Origin of the sequence: Aeromonas sp. 604443, from assembly GCF_049170315.1 — a bacterium.
Taxonomy (GTDB): domain Bacteria; phylum Pseudomonadota; class Gammaproteobacteria; order Enterobacterales; family Aeromonadaceae; genus Aeromonas; species Aeromonas veronii_A.
In genome coordinates, this window is sequence record NZ_JAAKMI010000015.1 from 79,097 (window position 1) to 99,369 (window position 20,273).

The window sequence follows — 20,273 nt, forward strand, 5'->3', positions numbered from 1 at the left end:
GTTATCCAGCGTTTAGTGGGTTCGCTCGATGATGTAATCGGCAAACGCTTCCAGAATGTCGGTATTGTAGGGCAAGGATTGCAGGGCTGTTAAGGCTTTCCCATGCAGTTCGCGAGCCAGCTCACGGGCATTTTCGAGTCCGAGCAGGGCCGGATAGGTACTTTTCTCCAGCGCCAGGTCAGAACCTTGCGGCTTGCCCAGGGTGGCGGTATCACCTGTGATGTCGAGGATGTCATCCTGCACCTGAAAGGCGAGGCCAATCGCGGCGGCATAGGTTTGCAGGGCAATCAGGGTTGCGTCATCGACATCGGCTTTGCACAGGGCGCCGAGCGCCACGGCGCACTCAATCAGCGCACCGGTCTTGTGGCGGTGTACCTGCTCCAGTTCGGCAAGCGTGATCTGGCGCCCTTCAGCCTGCAGGTCCAGTGCCTGACCACCACACATACCCAGATAGCCGGAGGCGCGGGCGAGGGTACTCAGCATCCGCACCCGGTTGGCCATCAAGGAGTCGGGCATGGGGTGATCGGCCAGAATGGAGAACGCCAGCGTCTGCAGCGCATCACCGGCCAGAATGGCGGTGCCTTCATCGAATGCCTTGTGAACGGTCGGCTGGCCGCGACGCAAGTCGTCGTCATCCATGGCGGGCAGATCGTCGTGCAGCAGTGAGTAGGCATGGATGCACTCCACGGCAGCCGCAGGGCCGTCCAGCAGGTCGCTCTTTACGCCCAGCATTTCGCCGACCGCGTAGACCAGAAACGGGCGAACCCGCTTGCCGCCCAGCAGCAGGCCATATTTCATGGCATCACGCAGACGAGGCGCCATGGGTGGCAAAGCTTCAAGTTTTGCCAACAGGCAGTCATCAATACGCTGGCGATGCTGACGGGAAAAATGGACCAGTGCCACTCACTCGTCTCCTTGTTCTGGCTGGAAGGGGGTCAGCTGATCACTGCCATCGGCCTTGCTCAGCAGGATCTGGATCTTCTGCTCGGCTTGCTCCAGCTTTTGTTGGCCAGCCCGCACCAGATGGATTCCCTGCTCGAACTGTTTGAGGGCCTCCTCCAGCGGTAGGGAACCTTGCTCCAGCTGATGAACGATGGTTTCCAGCTCTTCGAGAGTGGCGTCAAAACTCAGACGGTCGATTTTTTTACTGGCCATGTCCATCCTCGGGAATTGAAAAAACGGCTTATATTAACATCGACCGCCCACCGGGGGGAGGCTGAAAAACGCTGCCTCCTCAAACTCTCGATAAACTGGCCGATAATGAACCATGATTCTCAGTGGATGCATGCTTGCCGCTTGGGTCGCAATAGCAGAAAATTCAACAAACTATAATTGGGCATAAGAACCGGTGACAGGAGTAGGGACGTGGATCTAGGCAGTCTGATAGGGATAGTGCTGGGTTTCGGGGTGGTGGTGTACGGCATGCTGCTGGGGGGCCCCATGAGCATGTACGTCGACATGCCATCGGTCTACATCACCGTATTGGGCTCCATCTTCATCGCCATGATGAAGTTCAACCTAGGCCAGTTTCTGATGGCGTTTAAGGTCGCTGGTAAAGCTTTTATGTACAAGGGCGACAAGCTGGAAGACCTCATAGTTAAAGCCGTTGAGCTTGCCGATGCCGCCCGTAAAGGCGGATTTCTGGCGCTTGAAGCGGCCGAGATTCCCAATCCCTTCATGAAAAAAGGGATCGATATGCTGGTGGATGGCCATGATGCCGATGTAGTGCGCGCAGTGATGGAAAAGGATATCGAGTTGACTGCCGAACGTCACGTCATTGCGATCAAGGTGTTCCGTACCCTTGGGGATCTTGGCCCGGCGATGGGGATGATCGGTACGCTGGTGGGTCTGGTGGCCATGTTGGCCAATATGAGTGATCCCAAATCTATCGGTCCTGCCATGGCTGTAGCCCTCTTGACCACTCTGTATGGTGCGATCGAAGCCAACATGCTGGCCATCCCGATAGCCGACAAGCTGGAACTGCGAAGCGGCGAAGAGCGCCTTAGCCGTTCGCTGATCCTCGATGCCATCATGGGGATCCAGGATGGCCAAAACCCGCGGGTGATCCAGTCCATGCTGCAGAACTATCTGAACCAGTCCAAACGCAACAACGGCAGTGAGTAGGGAGCCCTATGTCTGATTGCAAATGCCCGCCTCCCGGCCTGCCCGGTTATATGGGGACCTTCGCCGACCTCATGTCGCTGCTGATGTGCTTTTTCGTGTTGTTGCTCTCCTTTGCCGAGATGGATGTGCAGAAGTTCAAGCAGATTGCGGGGTCCATGGAGAAGGCATTCGGGGTCCAGAATATCCTTGAGGTGAAAGATATTCCGAAGGGAACTTCTGTCATTGCCCAGGAGTTCCGTCCTGGCCGCCCAGAGCCAACCCCGATTGATACCGTGATGCAGCAGACCATGGACATGACCCAGACCGAGCTGGATTTTTTGCCCGGTGATGCCGAGCAGGCAGGTGGTCAGGACAAGAGTGATGGCAAGCAGACGGGGGGGGACACAGCTCAGGATGCTCAGAAGGCGCAGCAGCAGTCCAATACCCTGGCAAAGGCGCTGGCCGAGCAGATGAAAGATCAGATCCAGGATGGTGCCATCGAAATCGAGGCGTTGGGACAGCAGATTATTATCCGGATCAGGGAAAAAGCCTCCTTCCCGGCTGGCTCGGCGTTTCTGCAACCCCAGTTCTGGCCGGTTATTCGCAAGGTCGCGACCCTGCTCAAGGATGTACCGGGTGAAATCACCATATCCGGCCACACCGACAACGTGGCGACCGAGGACGAGCTGTTTCAGTCCAACTGGGAGCTTTCGTCCCAGCGAGCAGTGGCTGTGGCACACCAGATGATCAAGGTCCCAGGATTTGATCAGGGACGCTTGATTGTGCAGGGGATGGCCGATTCCCAACCATTGGTGCCCAACAATACTCCCGAGAATCGCCGGATGAACCGACGGGTAGAGATCGCTATCATGCAGGGCAAACCGACCATTTCCTCTCCTATTTCGGTACCGGAAGGAAAGTAATATTTCTTGGAGCAACAGATAAAGCGGGATCTGCATCAGGGGGCCGACATGGATTTTGTGTTGGCTTCATATTAAGATGCGCCATCCGAACCGAGTGCTGCGGCGTCCTGACAGATAGCCGCAGCTTCTATTTTCAAGCAACCCAGGTTTCGACTATGAATCATACTCCGATGACTGTTCGCGGCGCTGAGAAGCTGCGCGAAGAGCTCGAATATCTCAAGACCGAGCTTCGTCCCCAGATTATCGAAGCGATTGCTGAAGCCCGTGAGCACGGTGATCTGAAAGAGAATGCCGAATACCATGCCGCCCGTGAGCAGCAGGGGTTCTGTGAAGGCCGCATTCAGGAAATTGAAGCCAAGCTCTCCAATGCCCAGGTGATCGATGTCACCAAGATGACCAACAATGGTCGCATCATCTTTGGTGCCACCGTGACCCTGCTCAAGAGCGAAACAGAGGAAGAGGTTATCTACCGCATCGTGGGTGACGATGAGGCTGACATCAAGCAGAACCTTATCTCTGTCAACTCTCCGATTGCCCGCGCTCTGATTGGCAAGGAAGTGGACGATGTGGCGCTCGTTAAGACGCCCGCAGGTGATGTGGAGTACGAAATCCTGGACGTTGCCTACATCTGATGTAGTTAATGCGGGATGAGACGGGGGAGCACTTGCTCCCCTGTTTGTTGCGCTTCAGGCTGGTTGGTAAGCGTCGTTGAAGGTGTCCTGATGGCGCTGAAACAGCCAGTGACGAAGTCGCTCTATGTTTGCCTCGCTCATCTGGAAACTGAGTGCCCAGGTTGCACGGTCTGCATTAGATTTGACCCGTCTCACCAGCCTGGCCTGCAAGGGAAATGGCGCCTCTGTGGCGATCTGCAGAGTTCCCTGCAAGGTAGTATCCGCCATCATATCTGTGGGCAGATCTTCCACGATGAGGCCATTGAGCGAAAGGCTCAGCACTTGGAGTACTCCATGAGCTGTTTGCAGTGTCGCTTTCTGGGCAAGTCTCCAAGCTCTTGGCTGGGCAAACCCCAGCTCCCGGATCACTGGCGCAGCGAGCCGAGGCTCGACAAAGCCATCTTCTCTCTGGATAAAGGTGAGGGGGAATCGCAACTGATGGCCTGCATAGCGGGCTTCCAATACCAGCTGTTCGGCTTTTTGCAGCAAGCCAAGCATGGGGTTGTCGAGATGTCCGCTCAGAAGGTGGGTCGCCTCCGTGCATCCCAGCTCCCGCAACATGGTCAGTTCATCGTCGGTCAGAATAGGATGGTGAGCCATGGCACGTGTCCGAAACTATTCATCGCAGGTTAAGGGCTTGGCGACTACTGTGGCAAGCGACTCGGGAAGAAGTGAAATAAGGAAAGAGCAATGCTCTTTCCTTTTACTTGCGAGGCAGCTGGATTTTGGGTTCGTTGGCCTGACGATAGATGGTCAGCACATGACCCATGCTCTGTACTTTTACAGAGCCTGTTTCACGGACGATGGCATCCATAACCAGTTGTTTCATCTCGCGATCTTCAGAGGCAACCTTAACCTTGATCAGCTCGTGATGGTTCAGCGCCAGATCGATCTCCGCCAGTACACCTTCGGTCAGACCGTGCTGACCCAGCAGGACGACAGGCTTGAGGCTGTGGGCAAGGCCCTTGAGGTACTGTTTCTGTTTATTGTTGAGAATCATCGCAATTTCTTCATAAGTCAGGGTTGAAAGGGGCGTATTCTACCCCCACTTAGCCCTTAATACTAATAACCCTTGTGGTTTTTTAAAGCCGATTATCATGACCCAGAAAAAACGTTCCGCCAGCTCCACCCGCTGGTTAAAAGAACATTTCGACGATCAATACGTCAAAAAAGCCCAGAAATTGGGGCTGCGTTCCCGTGCTGTTTTCAAGATCGACGAGATCCAGGGCAAAGACCGCCTGTTGAAAAATGGCATGACGGTAGTGGATTTGGGGGCTGCCCCCGGCGGCTGGTCCCAATTCGCGGTCGAGCAGGTTGGCGAATCGGGTCGGGTCATCGCCTGCGATATTCTGCCTATGGATCCCATTGCCGGTGTCGATTTCCTGCAGGGGGACTTTCGGGAGGAAACTGTACTCGGTGCCTTGCTGGAGCGAGTCGGACCCGACAAGGTCGATGTCGTGATGTCCGACATGGCCCCCAACATGAGCGGCACCCAGCAGGTGGATCAGGCTCGTGCCATGTATCTGGTCGAGTTGGCTCTGGACATGTGTCATCAGGTATTGCGCAGTGACGGCAGTTTTGTGGTGAAGGTGTTTCAGGGGGAGGGCTTTGATGCCTATCTGAATGAAATTCGGAAACTTTTCTCCGCCGTTAAAATTCGTAAACCAGACTCATCCCGCGCCAGATCACGGGAAGTCTACATTGTGGCTACCGGTTTTAAACTGTAGTACCCTAACCTTCATCGTTAACTGTCAGTCTGCGAGGTTACTGATTTGAGTGACATGGCGAAAAACTTAATCCTGTGGCTGGTCATCGCCGTCGTATTGATGTCGGTGTTCAATAGCTTCAGCCCCAGCGATACCACCAGTCGCCAGCTGGACTATTCCAGCTTCGTTAAAGAGGTGACCCAAGATCAGATCCGTGAAGTGCGGATGGACGGTAAGGTCATTAATGGCGTCAAGCGTACTGGTGAACGATTCACCACCATCATCCCGGCGCCGGATCCCCAGCTGCTCAACGATATGCTCAATCACAACGTCAAGGTGATGGGCGAGAAGCCGGAAGAGCCGTCTTTGCTGACCTCTATCTTCATCTCCTGGTTCCCGATGTTGCTGCTGATCGGTGTCTGGGTCTTCTTCATGCGTCAGATGCAGGGCGGCGGTGGCAAAGGCGCCATGTCGTTTGGCAAGAGCAAGGCTCGCCTGATGAGTGAAGATCAGATCAAGACTACCTTTGCCGATGTAGCTGGTTGCGATGAAGCCAAGGAAGAGGTGAAGGAGCTGGTCGACTATCTGCGCGACCCGAGCAAATTCCAGAAACTGGGTGGCAAGATCCCGACTGGCGTACTGCTGGTAGGTCCTCCCGGTACCGGTAAAACCCTGCTGGCCAAGGCCATTGCGGGTGAGGCCAAGGTGCCCTTCTTCACCATCTCGGGTTCTGATTTCGTGGAGATGTTCGTGGGTGTCGGTGCCTCCCGGGTACGTGACATGTTCGAGCAGGCCAAGAAATCCTCCCCCTGCATCATCTTCATCGATGAAATTGATGCGGTCGGTCGCCAGCGTGGCGCCGGTCTGGGCGGTGGTCACGATGAGCGTGAGCAGACCCTTAACCAGATGCTGGTCGAGATGGATGGCTTTGAAGGCAATGAAGGCATCATCGTCATCGCTGCCACCAACCGTCCTGACGTACTGGATCCGGCACTACTGCGTCCGGGCCGTTTCGACCGTCAGGTTGTGGTCGGTCTGCCGGATGTCCGTGGTCGCGAGCAGATCCTGAAAGTGCACATGCGCAAAGTTCCGTTGGCGGATGACGTCAATCCGGCGCTGATTGCCCGTGGTACACCCGGTTTCTCCGGTGCGGATTTGGCCAACCTGGTCAACGAAGCTGCCCTCTTCTCTGCTCGCGAAAGTCGCCGAGTAGTCTCCATGGCTGAGTTCGAAAAGGCCAAGGACAAGATCATGATGGGTGCGGAACGTCGCTCCATGGTGATGAAAGAGTCCGAGAAGGAGATGACTGCGTATCATGAAGCCGGTCACGCCATTATCGGTCGCGTGGTTCCGGATCATGATCCCGTTTACAAGGTCTCCATTATTCCGCGTGGCCGTGCGCTGGGTGTGACCATGTACCTGCCTGAGCAGGATCGCTGGAGCCACTCCAAGCAGCATCTGGAGTCGATGATCTCCAGCCTGTATGGCGGTCGTCTGGCGGAAGAGTTGATCTACGGTGCCGAGAAGGTCTCGACCGGCGCGTCCAACGACATCGAGCGAGCCACCGAGATTGCACGCAAGATGGTGACCCAGTGGGGTATGTCCGAGCGTCTCGGCCCGATGCTTTATGCGGAAGAAGATGGCGAGGTGTTCCTCGGTCGCAGCATGGCCAAGGCCAAGCACATGTCCGACGACACTGCGCGCATCATCGATGCTGAGGTGAAGCAGGTCATTGATCGCAACTACGACCGCGCCAAGCAGATCCTGCTGGATAACATGGATGTACTGCACAGCATGAAAGATGCGTTGATGAAGTATGAAACCATCGACGCCAAACAGATCGATGATCTGATGGCGCGTCGCGAGGTTCGTGCTCCGAGCAACTGGCATGACGAGCACGGTGATACCCCGCAAGGCGGTTCCACCGTGGCTGCCGAGGCCAAGCCTGCCGATGAGGCTGCACCGGTGGCGGATGTCACTATCGACAAAGCCAACGACGCTCCGGCCAAATAATCGTGACTCTCCAAACCCCGGGCTTGCCCGGGGTTTTTCTTTATCAGATGGACGTGAAAATGCAGTTAACCAGCAAGGGGCTTAGCCTCTCTCTCGATCGTCCCCATGTGATGGGGATCCTCAATGTGACGCCCGACTCCTTCTCCGATGGCGGTAATTTCAACCAGTTTGAACGGGCAATGGCTCATGCGCGCCAGATGGTCTCTGACGGTGCGACCCTCATTGACATCGGTGGCGAGTCAACCCGCCCTGGTGCGCCCGATGTGAGCGAGCAGGAGGAGCTGGACAGGGTCATTCCTGTCGTGGAGCAGATGGCCCGTGAGCTGGATGTGATGATCTCTCTCGATACCTCCAAAGCGGCTGTGATGCGGGAGGGTTGCAAGGCGGGAGCCCATCTGATCAACGATGTGCGGGCACTGCAAGAACCTGGAGCACTGCAAGCCGCGGCCGAAGCGCGGGTTCCGGTCTGTCTGATGCATATGCAGGGGCAGCCGCGAACGATGCAGGTCGAGCCGCACTATGACGACCTGATCGGGGAGGTACGCGCCTTCTTTGATGAGCGTATTGCGGCTTGTCTGGCGGTCGGGATCCGTCGTGAAGAGCTGTTGCTGGATCCGGGATATGGCTTTGGCAAGACCCTTGCACACAACTATCGGTTGTTGGCGGCTCAAAAGGAACTACTTGATTATGACCTGCCGCTATTGGTGGGGATGTCGCGAAAGTCTATGATAGGCAACTTGCTGGGCCGTCCGGTGGATGAGCGTCTGGCGGGCAGTCTGGCATGCGCCCTTATCGGTATGCAGCATGGGGCTCGCATCATCAGGGTACACGATGTACGGGAGACCATGGACGCATTGCGCGTCGGTTGGCTGGCAATGACGGGACAAGATTTTATTTCCAGATAATAAAGAGAACAGACAATGGCAAGAAAGTATTTCGGTACCGATGGTGTGCGCGGCAAGGTTGGCGAATACCCGATCACCCCTGATTTTGTAATGAAATTGGGTTGGGCTGCCGGCAAGGTGCTCTCCAAGAAGGGCACCAAAAAGGTGCTGATTGGCAAAGATACCCGCATCTCCGGTTACATGCTGGAATCCGCGCTGGAAGCGGGGCTCTCCGCGGCAGGCCTTAAAGCCATTCTGATGGGGCCCATGCCCACGCCGGCGGTTGCCTACCTGACTCGCACTTTCCGTGCCGAAGCTGGTATCGTCATCAGCGCTTCCCACAATCCCTTCTATGACAACGGCATCAAGTTCTTCTCCGCCGATGGCACCAAACTGCCCGATGATGTCGAGCTGGCTATCGAAGCCGAGCTGGATCACGAGCTCAAGTGTGTCGAGTCGGCCGAACTTGGCAAAGCGGTCCGCATTGATGATGCAGCCGGTCGCTATATCGAATTCTGCAAGAGCACCTTCCCCTCCCACATGAATCTGGATGGGGTGAAAATGGTGGTCGACTGTGGCCACGGGGCGACTTATCACATTGCGCCTTCGGTTTTCCGCGAGCTGGGCGCTGAAGTGATAACCATGGGCTGTTCCCCGGATGGTCTCAACATCAACGATGGTGTCGGTTCGACTGCGCCTGACGCTCTGGTTGCCAAGGTACTGGAGTACAAGGCCGATCTGGGGGTTGCCTTTGATGGTGACGGCGACCGTCTGATCATGGTTGACCATACCGGCTATCTAATCGACGGTGATGAAGTGCTCTATATCATCGCGCGCGATGCCCTGCGCAATGGTCGCCTCAAAGGCGGTGTCGTCGGCACCCTGATGGCCAACATGGGTCTGGAGCTGGCGCTGCAAACCCTGGGTATTCCTTTTGCCCGTGCCAAGGTGGGTGACCGCTATGTGCTGGAGATGATGGAAGAGAAGGGCTGGCGCATCGGTGGCGAGAACTCCGGCCACATAATCTGTCTGGATCAGACCACTACGGGTGATGGCATCGTAGCCGCCTTGCAGGTGCTTACCGCCATGCGCAGTGCCGAGATGCCGCTGGCCAAGCTGCGCTCCGGCATGAGCAAGTTCCCGCAGGTGCTGGTGAATGTTCGTTTTGCCGAAGGCAAGGATCCGCTGGCCGCTGATGCTGTCATGGCTGAGGTTGCCAAGGTGGAACAGGAGCTGGCTGGTCGTGGTCGCGTACTGTTGCGTAAATCAGGTACCGAACCGCTGATCCGGGTCATGGTCGAAGGGGAGCATGAACAGCAGGTGCGTGACATGGCTCAGCGCATCGCCAAGCAGGTTGAGTCGGCGTTTTAATGAACAACCAGGGCGGCTTTTTAGCCGTCCTGGTTGTATCTTGTTCAAACGATTCAAAAATTTAAAAATAGCACTTGTCAGCTGAGCATCCACTGGATATTATCAGCCCCGCTTTCGCAAGGGAGTTGCCGATGGGACATCGCAAGCCGTTTGTAGCAGCCAACTGGAAGTTGCACGGTAGTAGGTCGCAGTTAGAGCAGTTTACGAGTCAGTGCCTGAGCGGCGTTGACGGAAAAGTAGATGTGGTTCTCTGTCCTTCCCATGTGCATCTCGACTTTTGCGCTTCACTGCTCAATGAGCAGAAGGTAATAAAGTTGGGGGCTCAGAATGTGAGTCAGCACGCTACTGGCGCTTACACCGGAGAAATCTCGTGTCAGATGCTGGTTGAGGCAGGGTGTCGTTACGTATTGGTAGGGCACTCCGAGCGCAGGCGTCTCTTTGGTGAGACCAGTTTTATAGTCGCAGAAAAGTTTGCGGCAGCCAGAGCGGCAGGCTTGATTCCCATCCTCTGTTTAGGTGAATCAGGTGCGGCGAGGCAGGCGAGAAGAGCCTTCGAGGTGATCGCTGAAGAGCTGGATATCGTCATAGAGAAAAATGGCGCGATGGCTTTCGATAATGCTATCATCGCCTACGAGCCGATTTGGGCTGTAGGTACAGGTAAATGCGCCACACCCGAGCAGGCACAAGAGGTTCATTCCTTTATACGTGGTCGCTTGGCGGAGGATACTCCGGTAATAGGTGAGAAAGTTAGAATCATCTATGGTGGGAGCGTAACGCCGAGCAACGCGAGAGATTTGTTTGCACAGCCCGACATTGATGGCGGACTGATTGGCGGAGCAAGCCTCGATAGCGATGCGTTTTTAGGAATTGTTGAAGCGGCAAAGGGTGCAAGTTAAATGTACGAGATTCTTTTAGTCGTTTATCTGCTGGTTTCACTGGCTCTGATTGGTCTGGTGATGATTCAGCAAGGTAAAGGGGCTGATATGGGCGCCTCCTTCGGCGCAGGGGCATCGAACACAGTATTCGGCTCCGGTGGTTCAGGCAGTTTCCTGACCCGAACAACAGCAATTTTGGCTACTCTGTTTTTCGTTATCAGCCTAGTGCTTGGATCTATGTCCAGCAACAAGGTCAAGCAGGGTAGTGAGTGGGAAAATCTGCAACAAACACAACAGGTTGAGCAGACCAAAGCGCCAGTGAAGAAAGATACTGACGTTCCCGAGTAAGAGTTTTGCCGTGGTGGTGGAATTGGTAGACACGCTATCTTGAGGGGGTAGTGCTCTAGGGTGTGCGGGTTCGAGTCCCGCCCACGGCACCAATTAAGCAGTGAGCTCGGGAAACCGGGTGTATTATAGCCAGTCAGTCTTGTATCGAGAGAGTGAAGTGGCTATAATCTCGCACGATTTCGGACGCGGGGTGGAGCAGCATGGTAGCTCGTCGGGCTCATAACCCGAAGGTCGTCGGTTCAAATCCGGCCCCCGCAACCAAATTTCACGCATTTCCTACGCTCAGGAAGGCGGTCGCTGCGAGGCGACAATCAGGGTAAAGCGCCAAGCCCCGATTTGACATCGGGGCTTTTTGTTATGTGCAATTTACTCTGAATCGATATCTATCTGGGCTTTATGCCCTTTTTTTGTTTTTCGGAGGGTGACTTTGGCTACGTTGGAACAACGTTTGACCGATCTGCTCGAGGCTCCGGTCGTTGCCTTGGGTTTTGAACTTTGGGGTATTGAGTTTATCCGCGCGGGTAAACACTCCACCTTGCGTGTCTATATTGACGGCGAGCAGGGTGTGACTGTCGAGAACTGTGCTGAGGTCAGCCATCAGGTTGGCGCCATCATGGACGTCGAAGATCCCATCACCGAGGAGTACTACCTCGAGGTATCCTCCCCAGGCCTGGATCGTCCCCTGTTCAAGGTTGCCCATTTCGAAAAATACGTTGGCCAAGAGGCGGCGGTAACGCTTCGGATGGCAACAAACAACCGCCGCAAGTTCAAAGGCGTAATCAAAGCTGTGCAAGGCGACATGATCACCCTGACAGTAGATGGTAAGGACGACGTGTTGGCTTTCACTAATATCCAAAAAGCGAACATAGTGCCGAACTTTGGTTAACGAGGCTATCGGATATGAATAAAGAGATTTTGCTGGTCGTTGACGCAGTATCCAACGAGAAAGCGGTACCCCGCGAGAAGATCTTCCAGGCTCTGGAAACCGCGCTGGCGACTGCGACCAAGAAGAAATATGAAGGCGAGATTGAAGTTCGGGTTGAAATCGATCGCAAGACCGGTGACTACGACACTTATCGCCGCTGGGTAGTCATTGCGGATCAAGCCGCGATGGAGAACCCCTATGCTGAAATCACCCTGGAAGCGGCACAAATTGATCAGCCGGATATCCAGATCGGTGAGTATGTTGAAGACCAGATCGATTCTGTGACCTTCGACCGTATCACTACCCAGACCGCCAAGCAGGTTATCGTGCAGAAAGTGCGCGAAGCCGAGCGTTCACAAGTAGTTGATCAGTTTAAAGATAAAGAAGGCACCATCATCAGTGGTGTGGTCAAGAAGAGCAACCGCGACAACGTCATCCTGGATCTGGGCAGCAATGCTGAAGCCGTGATCTTCCGTGATGACATGCTGCCGCGTGAAACCTTCCGCCCGGGTGACCGTGTCCGTGGCCTGCTCTATGCAGTGCGTCCGGAAGCCCGTGGTTCCCAGCTGTTTGTCAGCCGTTCCAGCCCGGACTTCCTGAAAGAGCTGTTCCGTATCGAAGTACCGGAGATCGGTGAAGAGATGATCGAAATCATGGGCGCTGCCCGTGATCCGGGTTCCCGCGCCAAGATCGCGGTGAAGACCAACGATCGTCGTATCGACCCGATCGGTGCCTGTATAGGTATGCGTGGTGCCCGTGTGCAAGCTGTCTCCGCCGAGCTGAGCGGTGAGCGTGCAGACATCGTGCTGTACGATGACAACCCGGCCCAGTACGTGATCAATGCCATGGCACCTGCCGATGTGGCCTCCATCATCGTTGATGAAGACAACCACACCATGGATATCGCCGTGGAAGCTGCCAACCTGGCCCAGGCCATCGGTCGCAATGGTCAGAACGTGCGTCTGGCCTCCCAGCTGACCGGTTGGGAGCTGAACGTGATGACCGTTGAGGACATGCGTGCCAAGCACCAGGCCGAGAACGACCGCATCATGAACCTGTTCACCAGCACCCTGGATATCGATGACGATTTCGCCGGTCTGCTGATGGAAGAGGGCTTCTCGACCCTGGAAGAGATCGCCTTCGTACCGGTCAACGAGTTGCTGGCTATCGACGGTCTGGATGAAGACATGGTCGAAGAGCTGCGCAAGCGCGCCAAAGATGCCCTGACTACCAAGGCACTGGCCAAAGAAGAGTCTTTCGATGGCGTCGAGCCGTCCGAAGAGCTGCTCAATCTGAACGGTCTGAGTCGTGAACTGGCATACGCTTTGGCGGGCCGCGGCGTGGGCACCCTGGAAGATTTGGCTGAGCAAGGTATTGATGACCTTGCTGGTATTGAAGGGCTGACTGCCGAGAAGGCGGGTGAGCTCATTATGGCTGCTCGCAATATCTGTTGGTTCGGAGAAGAGCAGTCTTAAGTAAGATCAAACGGAGGAAAATGAATGGCAGAAGTATCAGTCAAACAACTTGCCACTGACATCGACACACCGGTTGATCGTCTTCTCCAGCAGTTTGTCGATGCCGGTATCAGCAAGAGCAAGGCCGACGACATGGTCAGCGAGTCTGAAAAGCAGACTCTGCTGGCACACCTGAAGAAACAGCATGGAGGTGACGAGGTCGCCGCTCCTGCCCGCATGACCTTGCAGCGCAAGACCAAGAGCACCATCAGTGTTCAGGGAACCGGCGGCAAGAACAAAGAAGTGCAGGTGGAAGTTCGCAAATCTCGCACCTATGTAAGACGCTCGGCGCTGGAAGAAGAACAGCGTCAGGCGGAAGCCGAGGAAAAAGCGCGTTTGGAAGCAGAAGAAAAAGCTCGTCGCGAAGCCGAAGAGAAGGCTCGCCTCGACGCTGAAGAGAAGGCTCGCCGTGAGGCTGAGCAGGCTCGTCGTGAAGCTGAGGAAAAGGCGCGGATCGAGGCACAACAAAAGGCTCGACAGGCTTCACAGCCCGCCAAAGCAGCCAGTAGCACAGCTCAGCAAGAGGCAGAAAAGATGGCCAAGCGCGAAGCAGAAGAACTGAAGCGCCAACAGGAACAGACAGCTTTGAAAAAAGCTGAAGAACTCGCCGCGAAGAAAGCCGAAGAGGCTCGCATCATGGCGGAACAGAACGCAGCCCGCTGGGCTGAAGAAGAAGCCGCTCGTGCAAAAGAGAGCAGCGATTATCACCTGACTACCAACAAGCATGCGCAAGCTGCAGAAGACGAGCTGGATCGCAAAGAAGAGACCAGCCGCCGTACTGCCGCCGCCGCTGTCAAGGCCCCGAAAAAGGCGGGTCGTCGCGATGATGATCGCAATGATCGCAACTCCCGTGATCCGCGTGCCCGTAAAGGCAAACGTGGCAAGGTCGCTACCCCGAACGCCATGAAGCATGGCTTCAACAAGCCGGCTGCCGTGGTGAACCGCGACGTTGTCATCGGCGAGACCATCACAGTGGCCGAGCTGGCCAACAAGATGGCCGTCAAGGGAGTTGAAGTCATCAAGGCGATGATGAAGATGGGTGCCATGGCCACCATCAACCAGGTGATTGACCAGGAGACCGCTCAGCTGGTCGCCGAGGAGATGGGTCACAAGGTTGTGCTGCGTCGCGAGAACGAGCTGGAAGAGGCGGTACTGTCCGATCGTGACGAGACCTCCGAAGCCAAGCCCCGTGCACCGGTCGTGACCATCATGGGTCACGTTGACCACGGCAAGACCTCGCTGCTGGACTACATTCGTAAAGCCAAGGTTGCTGCTGGCGAGGCCGGTGGTATTACCCAGCATATCGGTGCTTACCACGTTCAGACTGATAGCGGCATGATCACCTTCCTGGATACTCCGGGTCACGCGGCGTTTACCTCCATGCGTGCTCGTGGTGCCAAGGCGACCGACATCGTTGTTCTGGTCGTTGCTGCTGACGACGGCGTGATGCCGCAAACCATCGAAGCTATCCAGCACGCCAAGGCTGCCGGTGTGCCGCTGGTTGTGGCAGTCAACAAGATCGACAAGCCGGAAGCGGATCCGGATCGCGTCAAGACCGAGTTGGCTCGTTACAACGTCATGTCCGAGGATTGGGGTGGAGACTGCCAGTTCGTGCACGTATCTGCCAAGTCCGGTCAGGGTATCGACGATCTGCTGGAAGCCATCCTGATCCAGGCTGAAGTACTGGAGCTGAAAGCGGTGGTTGACGGTATGGCCAACGGCGTCGTGATCGAATCCTTCCTGGATAAAGGTCGTGGTCCGGTTGCTACCGTACTGGTACAAGAGGGTACTCTGCGTCAGGGCGACATCGTTCTGTGTGGTCTCGAGTACGGCCGTGTTCGCGCCATGCGTGACGAACTGGGTCGCGAGATCAAGGAAGCGGGTCCGTCCCTGCCGGTGGAAATCCTGGGTCTGTCCGGCGTTCCCTCTGCCGGTGACGAAGCCACCGTTGTCCGTGACGAGAAGAAAGCCCGTGAAGTGGCGCTCTACCGTCAAGGCAAGTTCCGCGAAGTCAAGCTGGCTCGCCAGCAGAAGGCCAAGCTGGAAAACATGTTCGCTAACATGACCGAGGGCGAAGTGTCCGAAGTGAACGTGGTGATCAAGGCCGACGTACAAGGTTCTGTGGAAGCGATCTGCGATGCGCTGGTCAAACTCTCCACCGACGAAGTGAAGGTGAAGATCGTGGGTTCCGGCGTAGGTGGTATCACCGAAACCGACGCGACCCTGGCTGCCGCTTCCAGCGCCATCCTGGTTGGTTTCAACGTCCGTGCCGACGCGTCTGCGCGCAAGGTTATCGAATCCGAGAGCCTGGATCTGCGTTACTACTCCGTCATCTATGACCTGATCGACGAAGTGAAGCAGGCCATGAGCGGCAAGCTGGCCCCAGAGTATCGTCAGGAAATCATCGGTCTGGCTGAAGTGCGTAGCGTCTTCAAGTCTCCGAAGTTCGGCGCCGTTGCCGGCTGTATGGTTACCGAAGGTGTGGTCAAGCGTTCCAACCGTATCCGCGTTCTGCGTGACAACGTGGTTATCTATGAAGGCGAGCTGGAATCCCTGCGCCGCTTCAAGGATGACGTCAACGAAGTTCGCAACGGCTACGAGTGTGGTATCGCGGTCAAGAACTACAACGACGTGCGCGAAGGCGACCAGATCGAAGTTTACGAGACTGTTGAAATCCAACGGACTCTGTAAGCCGAGAGTTAGACAAAATAGGGGGCCGCGGCCCCCTTTTATCGCAGGATAGAATATGGCCAGAGAATTCAGCCGGACCCGTCGGGTCGGACAGCAGATCCAGCGTGAAATCGCGCTGATCCTGCAGCGCGAGGTGAAAGACCCGCGCATCGGCATGGTGACCGTTTCCGATGTGGAAGTGTCCCGTGACCTCAACTATGCCAAAATTTACGTCACCTTCTTGCAGCTGGAAAATGATGCCGAGCGCATCAAGGAAGGCTTGCAGGGTCTGACCGAAGCAGCCGGATATATCCGTAGTCTGCTGGGCAGTGCCATGCGTCTGCGCGTGGTGCCCGAGCTGCGTTTCTACTACGACCAGACCCTGGTCGAGGGGATGCGTCTCTCCAACCTGGTGACCAACACTGTGCGCGAAGACAAGCGTCGCATGGCCGAATCCGGCCGTGACGAAGAAGCTGAATCCGCACCGGATGACACAACTGAGGATAAAGCCTGAGATGTCTCGAAGACGTCGTTTCAAGGGCCGTGATGTGCACGGCATTCTGCTGCTGGACAAGCCGACCGGTCTGACCTCCAACGATGTGTTGCAGAAGGTCAAGCGCATCTACAACGCAGCCAAGGCCGGTCACACCGGCGCACTGGATCCGCTGGCGACCGGTATGCTGCCGATCTGCCTCGGTGAGGCCACCAAGTTCTCCCAGTATCTGCTGGAAGCGGACAAGCGCTATGAGGTGACCGCCAAACTGGGCGAGCGCACCAACACCAGCGACTCCGATGGTGAGGTGGTCTCCACCCGTCCGGTGAACGTGGCTGTCGGTACCCTGATTGAGGCGCTGGACCAGTTCCGCGGCCCCATCATGCAGGTGCCGTCCATGTATTCCGCGCTCAAGCACAACGGCCGTCCGCTCTACGAATATGCCCGCGAAGGTATCGAGATTGAGCGTGAAGCCCGTCCCATCACCGTATTCGAGCTCAAACTGCTGAGCTTTGAAGGTGATGAAGTGCGCCTTGAAGTGCACTGCAGCAAGGGCACCTATATCCGCTCTCTGGTGGATGATCTGGGTGAAGTGCTGGGTTGTGGCGCCCACGTGACCCAGTTGCGCCGTACCCAGGTGGCCAGCTATCCGTACGAGCGGATGCTGACTCTGGAGCAACTCGAGTGCATCTTCGAGCAGGCCAAGGCTGAGAGCATCCCGCCGCGCGAGCAGCTGGATCCCCTGTTGCTGCCGATGGATACTGCCGTGGCAAGCTTGCCCGAGGTGAACATGCTGGCTGTTGTGGCTGCCTATGTGAATCAGGGCCAGGCCGTGCAGGTGGCGGGTGCGCCGCACAGCGGTCAGGTTCGTATGACGGTCGGCCCGGAGCGCGAGTTCATCGGGGTTGGCGAGATTGATGATGATGGCCGCGTCGCCCCCAAGCGACTGGTACGTTATCACGACGAGGAGTGATCCTCAGGCGGTATCGGCGTGCTCTTTCCCTCTCTCGCTTCTTTCTCGTTGCGAAAATGGGCAGGGACGATTATCATACCGCCCTCATTTCACGGCTGAATTAGAGATTGGCTGTGAACCTTTAAACACTCTACTGGAGTAATACCATGTCTCTAAATGCTGAGATCAAAGCTCAAATCGTTGCCGAGCACGCTCGTGGTGCCAACGACACCGGTTCCCCCGAAGTGCAAGTTGCCCTGCTGACTGCCCAGATCAACCATCTGCAAGGTCACTTCAAAGAGCACTCCAAGGACCACCACGGTCGTCGCGGTCTGCTGCGCATGGTTTCCCAGCGTCGTAAGCTGCTGGACTACCTGAAGCGTAAAGATTCCGAGCGTTATGCTGCTCTGATCGCCAAGCTGGGTCTGCGTCGTTAATCGACCATCAGATTTCGCGAAAAGGGGAACCTCCGGGTTCCCCTTTTTTATTGCTCTTTAGCGGCTTGTTGCCATCCTCACAGAATTTGTGTCGCCGCTTACCTTTTGCATCGAATCAAGTATACTTGTGCGCGAATTTAAAGAGCCAAATTGTAAAAAGGAAATTCACGTGAATCCTATTGTTAAGTCATTCCAGTACGGTCAACACACCGTCACACTGGAAACCGGTGTGATGGCCCGTCAAGCCACTGCGGCCGTTATGGTCAGCATGGACGATACCTGTGTATTTGTGACCGTCGTAGGCAAGAAAGAGGCCGATCACGGCCGTGATTTCTTCCCGCTGACCGTCAACTACCAGGAGCGTACCTATGCTGCTGGTCGTATCCCGGGTGGTTTCTTCCGTCGTGAAGGCCGTCCGAGCGAAGGCGAGACCCTCATCTCCCGTCTGATCGACCGTCCAATTCGTCCGTTGTTCCCGGAAGGCTTCTTCAATGAGGTTCAGGTGGTTGCCACCGTCATGTCCGTGAATCCGGCAGTCTCCCCCGATATCGTTGCCATGATCGGCGCCTCTGCTGCGCTGGCCATCTCCGGCATTCCGTTTGGCGGCCCGATCGGTGCTGCTCGCGTGGGTTACATGAACGGTCAGTATGTGCTGAACCCGACCACTACCGAACTGCCGCAGAGCGATCTGGATCTGGTGGTTGCCGGTACTGCCAATGCCGTGCTGATGGTTGAGTCCGAAGCGGCCATCCTCTCCGAAGAAGTGATGCTGGGCGCCGTGGTATACGGTCACGAGCAGATGCAGACCGTGATCAATGCGATCAACGAGTTTGCCGCTGCCGTCGGCACCAAGCCGTGGGACTGGACTCCGCCTGCCGTCAACGAAGCGCTGAAAGCCAAGGTTGCCGAGCTGGCGAGCGCCGAGCTGGGTGAAGCCTACCGCATCACCGAGAAGGCTGTTCGTTACGAAACCATCGCTGCCATCAAGGGCCGTGTGGTTGAGCAAGTTATCGCGTCAGGCGTGGAAGAAGATGCCAAGAAGATTGGCGAAGAGTTCCACAGCCTGGAAAGCCGCATCGTTCGTGGTCGTGTCGTACGTGGTGAGCCGCGTATCGACGGTCGCGATCCGGAAATGATCCGTGCCCTGTCTGTCGCTACCGGCGTATTGCCCCGTGCTCACGGTTCTGCCCTGTTCACTCGTGGTGAAACCCAGGCTATGGTCGTTGCGACCCTGGGTACCGAGCGTGACGCCCAGAACATCGACGAGCTGACCGGCAACCGTGCCGATCGTTTCATGCTGCACTACAACTTCCCGCCATACTGTGTCGGTGAGACCGGCATGATGGGTAGCCCGAAGCGTCGTGAAATCGGTCACGGCCGTCTGGCCAAGCGCGGCGTTGCTGCCGTGATGCCGAGCGCCGCCGAGTTCCCGTACGTGGTGCGCGTGGTCTCTGAAATCACCGAATCCAACGGCTCCTCCTCCATGGCGTCTGTCTGTGGTTCTTCTCTGGCGCTGATGGATGCCGGTGTGCCGATCAAGGCCTCCGTTGCCGGTATCGCCATGGGTCTGGTGAAGGAAGAAGAAGGTTTCGTCGTGCTGTCCGACATTCTGGGTGACGAAGATCACCTGGGCGACATGGACTTCAAAGTAGCCGGTACCACCGAAGGTGTGACCGCGCTGCAGATGGACATCAAGATCGAAGGCATCACCAAAGAGATCATGGAGATTGCGCTGAAGCAAGCTCGTGGCGCTCGTCTGCACATCCTGAAAGTGATGGATGAAGCAATCCAGGCTCCCCGTGCCCAGATCTCCGATTTCGCACCGCGTATCCACACCATCAAGATCAATCCTGAGAAGATCAAGGACGTGATCGGTAAGGGTGGTTCCGTGATCCGTGCGCTGACCGAAGAGACCGGCACCAACATCGAGCTGGATGATGACGGCACTGTACGTATCTCCGCCGTGGCCAACGAAGCCGCCATGGAAGCGATCCGTCGCATCGAGGCCATCACTGCCGAGATCGAAGTGAACCGCATCTATGAAGGTAAAGTTGTTCGTCTGGCCGATTTCGGTGCATTCGTCAACATTCTGCCGGGCAAAGATGGTCTGGTACACATCTCCCAGATCACCGACGCTCGCGTGCAGAACGTGGCTGACCATCTGACCATCGGTGACGTGGTCAAGGTGAAGGTACTGGAAGTGGACCGTCAGGGCCGCGTACGTCTCTCCATCAAGGAAGCGAACGCTCCGACTGATGCAGCCCCGGCTGCTGATGCTCCGGTTGCTGCCGAAGCGCCTGCCGCAGAGTAATCTGTCCTCCTGAACCGGATTCTCCGGTTGCAGTAAAAAGTCCGGCGCCCTTTGGGGCGCCGGACTTTTTTATGCGC

At 56.2% G+C, this 20,273-nt stretch carries 20 protein-coding genes and 2 tRNA genes; 18 read left to right on the top strand and 4 right to left on the bottom strand.

Features of this window, described 5'->3' with window-relative positions; genetic code table 11:
• Nucleotides 1–12 precede the first annotated feature (12 nt).
• Together ispA and xseB are read right to left on the bottom strand one after the other, a co-directional pair.
• Entirely contained in the window at nt 13–903 is an 891-nt protein-coding gene (ispA, locus tag G5380_RS17645; protein WP_216951956.1) for a (2E,6E)-farnesyl diphosphate synthase, read from the bottom strand.
• Nucleotides 904–1,155: an exodeoxyribonuclease VII small subunit gene (xseB, locus tag G5380_RS17650; RefSeq protein WP_216951955.1), complete on the bottom strand. Its 252-nt coding sequence runs from the start codon at nt 1,153–1,155 to the stop codon at nt 904–906.
• 210 nt (nt 1,156–1,365) lie between these two features.
• Between xseB and pomA the strand changes: the two genes are divergently transcribed.
• From pomA to greA, 3 genes are all read left to right on the top strand, one after another.
• The gene (pomA, locus tag G5380_RS17655) at nt 1,366–2,124 is read left to right on the top strand and encodes a flagellar motor protein PomA (protein ID WP_216951954.1); all 759 of its coding nucleotides are present in this window, start codon (nt 1,366–1,368) and stop codon (nt 2,122–2,124) included.
• Between the two features lie 8 nt (nt 2,125–2,132).
• Nucleotides 2,133–3,026 carry a flagellar motor protein MotB gene (locus G5380_RS17660; protein ID WP_421209901.1) on the top strand — a complete coding sequence of 298 codons (894 nt, stop codon included), beginning with the start codon at nt 2,133–2,135 and terminating at the stop codon, nt 3,024–3,026.
• Between the two features lie 155 nt (nt 3,027–3,181).
• Nucleotides 3,182–3,658 (top strand): transcription elongation factor GreA, encoded by a 477-nt coding sequence (gene greA, locus G5380_RS17665; protein ID WP_216951952.1) that lies wholly within the window; start codon nt 3,182–3,184, stop codon nt 3,656–3,658.
• A gap of 54 nt (nt 3,659–3,712) precedes the next feature.
• Here the strand turns inward: greA and G5380_RS17670 are convergent, their stop codons facing one another.
• Nucleotides 3,713–4,297: a PilZ domain-containing protein gene (locus G5380_RS17670; RefSeq protein ID WP_421209899.1), complete on the bottom strand. Its 585-nt coding sequence runs from the start codon at nt 4,295–4,297 to the stop codon at nt 3,713–3,715.
• Nucleotides 4,298–4,400: 103 nt separating this feature from the next.
• The gene (gene yhbY / locus G5380_RS17675; protein ID WP_033114153.1) at nt 4,401–4,697 is read right to left on the bottom strand and encodes a ribosome assembly RNA-binding protein YhbY; all 297 of its coding nucleotides are present in this window, start codon (nt 4,695–4,697) and stop codon (nt 4,401–4,403) included.
• A 97-nt stretch (nt 4,698–4,794) separates the two neighbouring features.
• On the opposite strand from yhbY, the gene rlmE reads away from it, so the two are divergent.
• The 15 genes from rlmE (at nt 4,795) to pnp (ending at nt 20,196) form a co-directional block, all read left to right on the top strand.
• Nucleotides 4,795–5,424: a 23S rRNA (uridine(2552)-2'-O)-methyltransferase RlmE gene (gene rlmE / locus G5380_RS17680; protein ID WP_216951950.1), complete on the top strand. Its 630-nt coding sequence runs from the start codon at nt 4,795–4,797 to the stop codon at nt 5,422–5,424.
• 45 nt (nt 5,425–5,469) lie between these two features.
• Nucleotides 5,470–7,416 (top strand): ATP-dependent zinc metalloprotease FtsH, encoded by a 1,947-nt coding sequence (gene ftsH / locus G5380_RS17685; RefSeq protein WP_323913152.1) that lies wholly within the window; start codon nt 5,470–5,472, stop codon nt 7,414–7,416.
• A 59-nt stretch (nt 7,417–7,475) separates the two neighbouring features.
• Nucleotides 7,476–8,321: a dihydropteroate synthase gene (gene folP, locus G5380_RS17690; protein WP_421209897.1), complete on the top strand. Its 846-nt coding sequence runs from the start codon at nt 7,476–7,478 to the stop codon at nt 8,319–8,321.
• Between the two features lie 15 nt (nt 8,322–8,336).
• A complete protein-coding gene (gene glmM / locus G5380_RS17695; protein ID WP_421209895.1) occupies nt 8,337–9,671 on the top strand; it encodes a phosphoglucosamine mutase in 1,335 nt (444 codons plus the stop codon).
• 131 nt (nt 9,672–9,802) lie between these two features.
• Nucleotides 9,803–10,567 (top strand): triose-phosphate isomerase, encoded by a 765-nt coding sequence (tpiA, locus tag G5380_RS17700; protein ID WP_421209893.1) that lies wholly within the window; start codon nt 9,803–9,805, stop codon nt 10,565–10,567.
• Complete coding sequence (gene secG, locus G5380_RS17705) at nt 10,568–10,894, top strand: preprotein translocase subunit SecG (protein WP_005338811.1); 327 nt, start codon at nt 10,568–10,570, stop codon at nt 10,892–10,894.
• A gap of 7 nt (nt 10,895–10,901) precedes the next feature.
• Nucleotides 10,902–10,986: transfer RNA gene (locus G5380_RS17710), tRNA-Leu, on the top strand.
• Between the two features lie 92 nt (nt 10,987–11,078).
• Nucleotides 11,079–11,155: transfer RNA gene (locus G5380_RS17715), tRNA-Met, on the top strand.
• Nucleotides 11,156–11,321: 166 nt separating this feature from the next.
• Nucleotides 11,322–11,780 carry a ribosome maturation factor RimP gene (gene rimP, locus G5380_RS17720; protein ID WP_005338809.1) on the top strand — a complete coding sequence of 153 codons (459 nt, stop codon included), beginning with the start codon at nt 11,322–11,324 and terminating at the stop codon, nt 11,778–11,780.
• A 14-nt stretch (nt 11,781–11,794) separates the two neighbouring features.
• On the top strand, nt 11,795–13,294 hold the full coding sequence (gene nusA, locus G5380_RS17725; protein WP_421209891.1) for a transcription termination factor NusA: 1,500 nt from the start codon (nt 11,795–11,797) through the stop codon (nt 13,292–13,294).
• A gap of 24 nt (nt 13,295–13,318) precedes the next feature.
• Nucleotides 13,319–16,024 (top strand): translation initiation factor IF-2, encoded by a 2,706-nt coding sequence (gene infB, locus G5380_RS17730; protein WP_421209889.1) that lies wholly within the window; start codon nt 13,319–13,321, stop codon nt 16,022–16,024.
• A gap of 55 nt (nt 16,025–16,079) precedes the next feature.
• A complete protein-coding gene (gene rbfA, locus G5380_RS17735) occupies nt 16,080–16,517 on the top strand; it encodes a 30S ribosome-binding factor RbfA (RefSeq protein WP_005338799.1) in 438 nt (145 codons plus the stop codon).
• Between the two features lies 1 nt (nt 16,518).
• A complete protein-coding gene (truB, locus tag G5380_RS17740) occupies nt 16,519–17,469 on the top strand; it encodes a tRNA pseudouridine(55) synthase TruB (RefSeq protein ID WP_421255676.1) in 951 nt (316 codons plus the stop codon).
• 146 nt (nt 17,470–17,615) lie between these two features.
• Entirely contained in the window at nt 17,616–17,885 is a 270-nt protein-coding gene (gene rpsO, locus G5380_RS17745; RefSeq protein ID WP_216979371.1) for a 30S ribosomal protein S15, read from the top strand.
• Nucleotides 17,886–18,054: 169 nt separating this feature from the next.
• Nucleotides 18,055–20,196 carry a polyribonucleotide nucleotidyltransferase gene (gene pnp / locus G5380_RS17750; protein ID WP_216951943.1) on the top strand — a complete coding sequence of 714 codons (2,142 nt, stop codon included), beginning with the start codon at nt 18,055–18,057 and terminating at the stop codon, nt 20,194–20,196.
• The last annotated feature ends 77 nt before the right edge of the window (nt 20,197–20,273 follow it).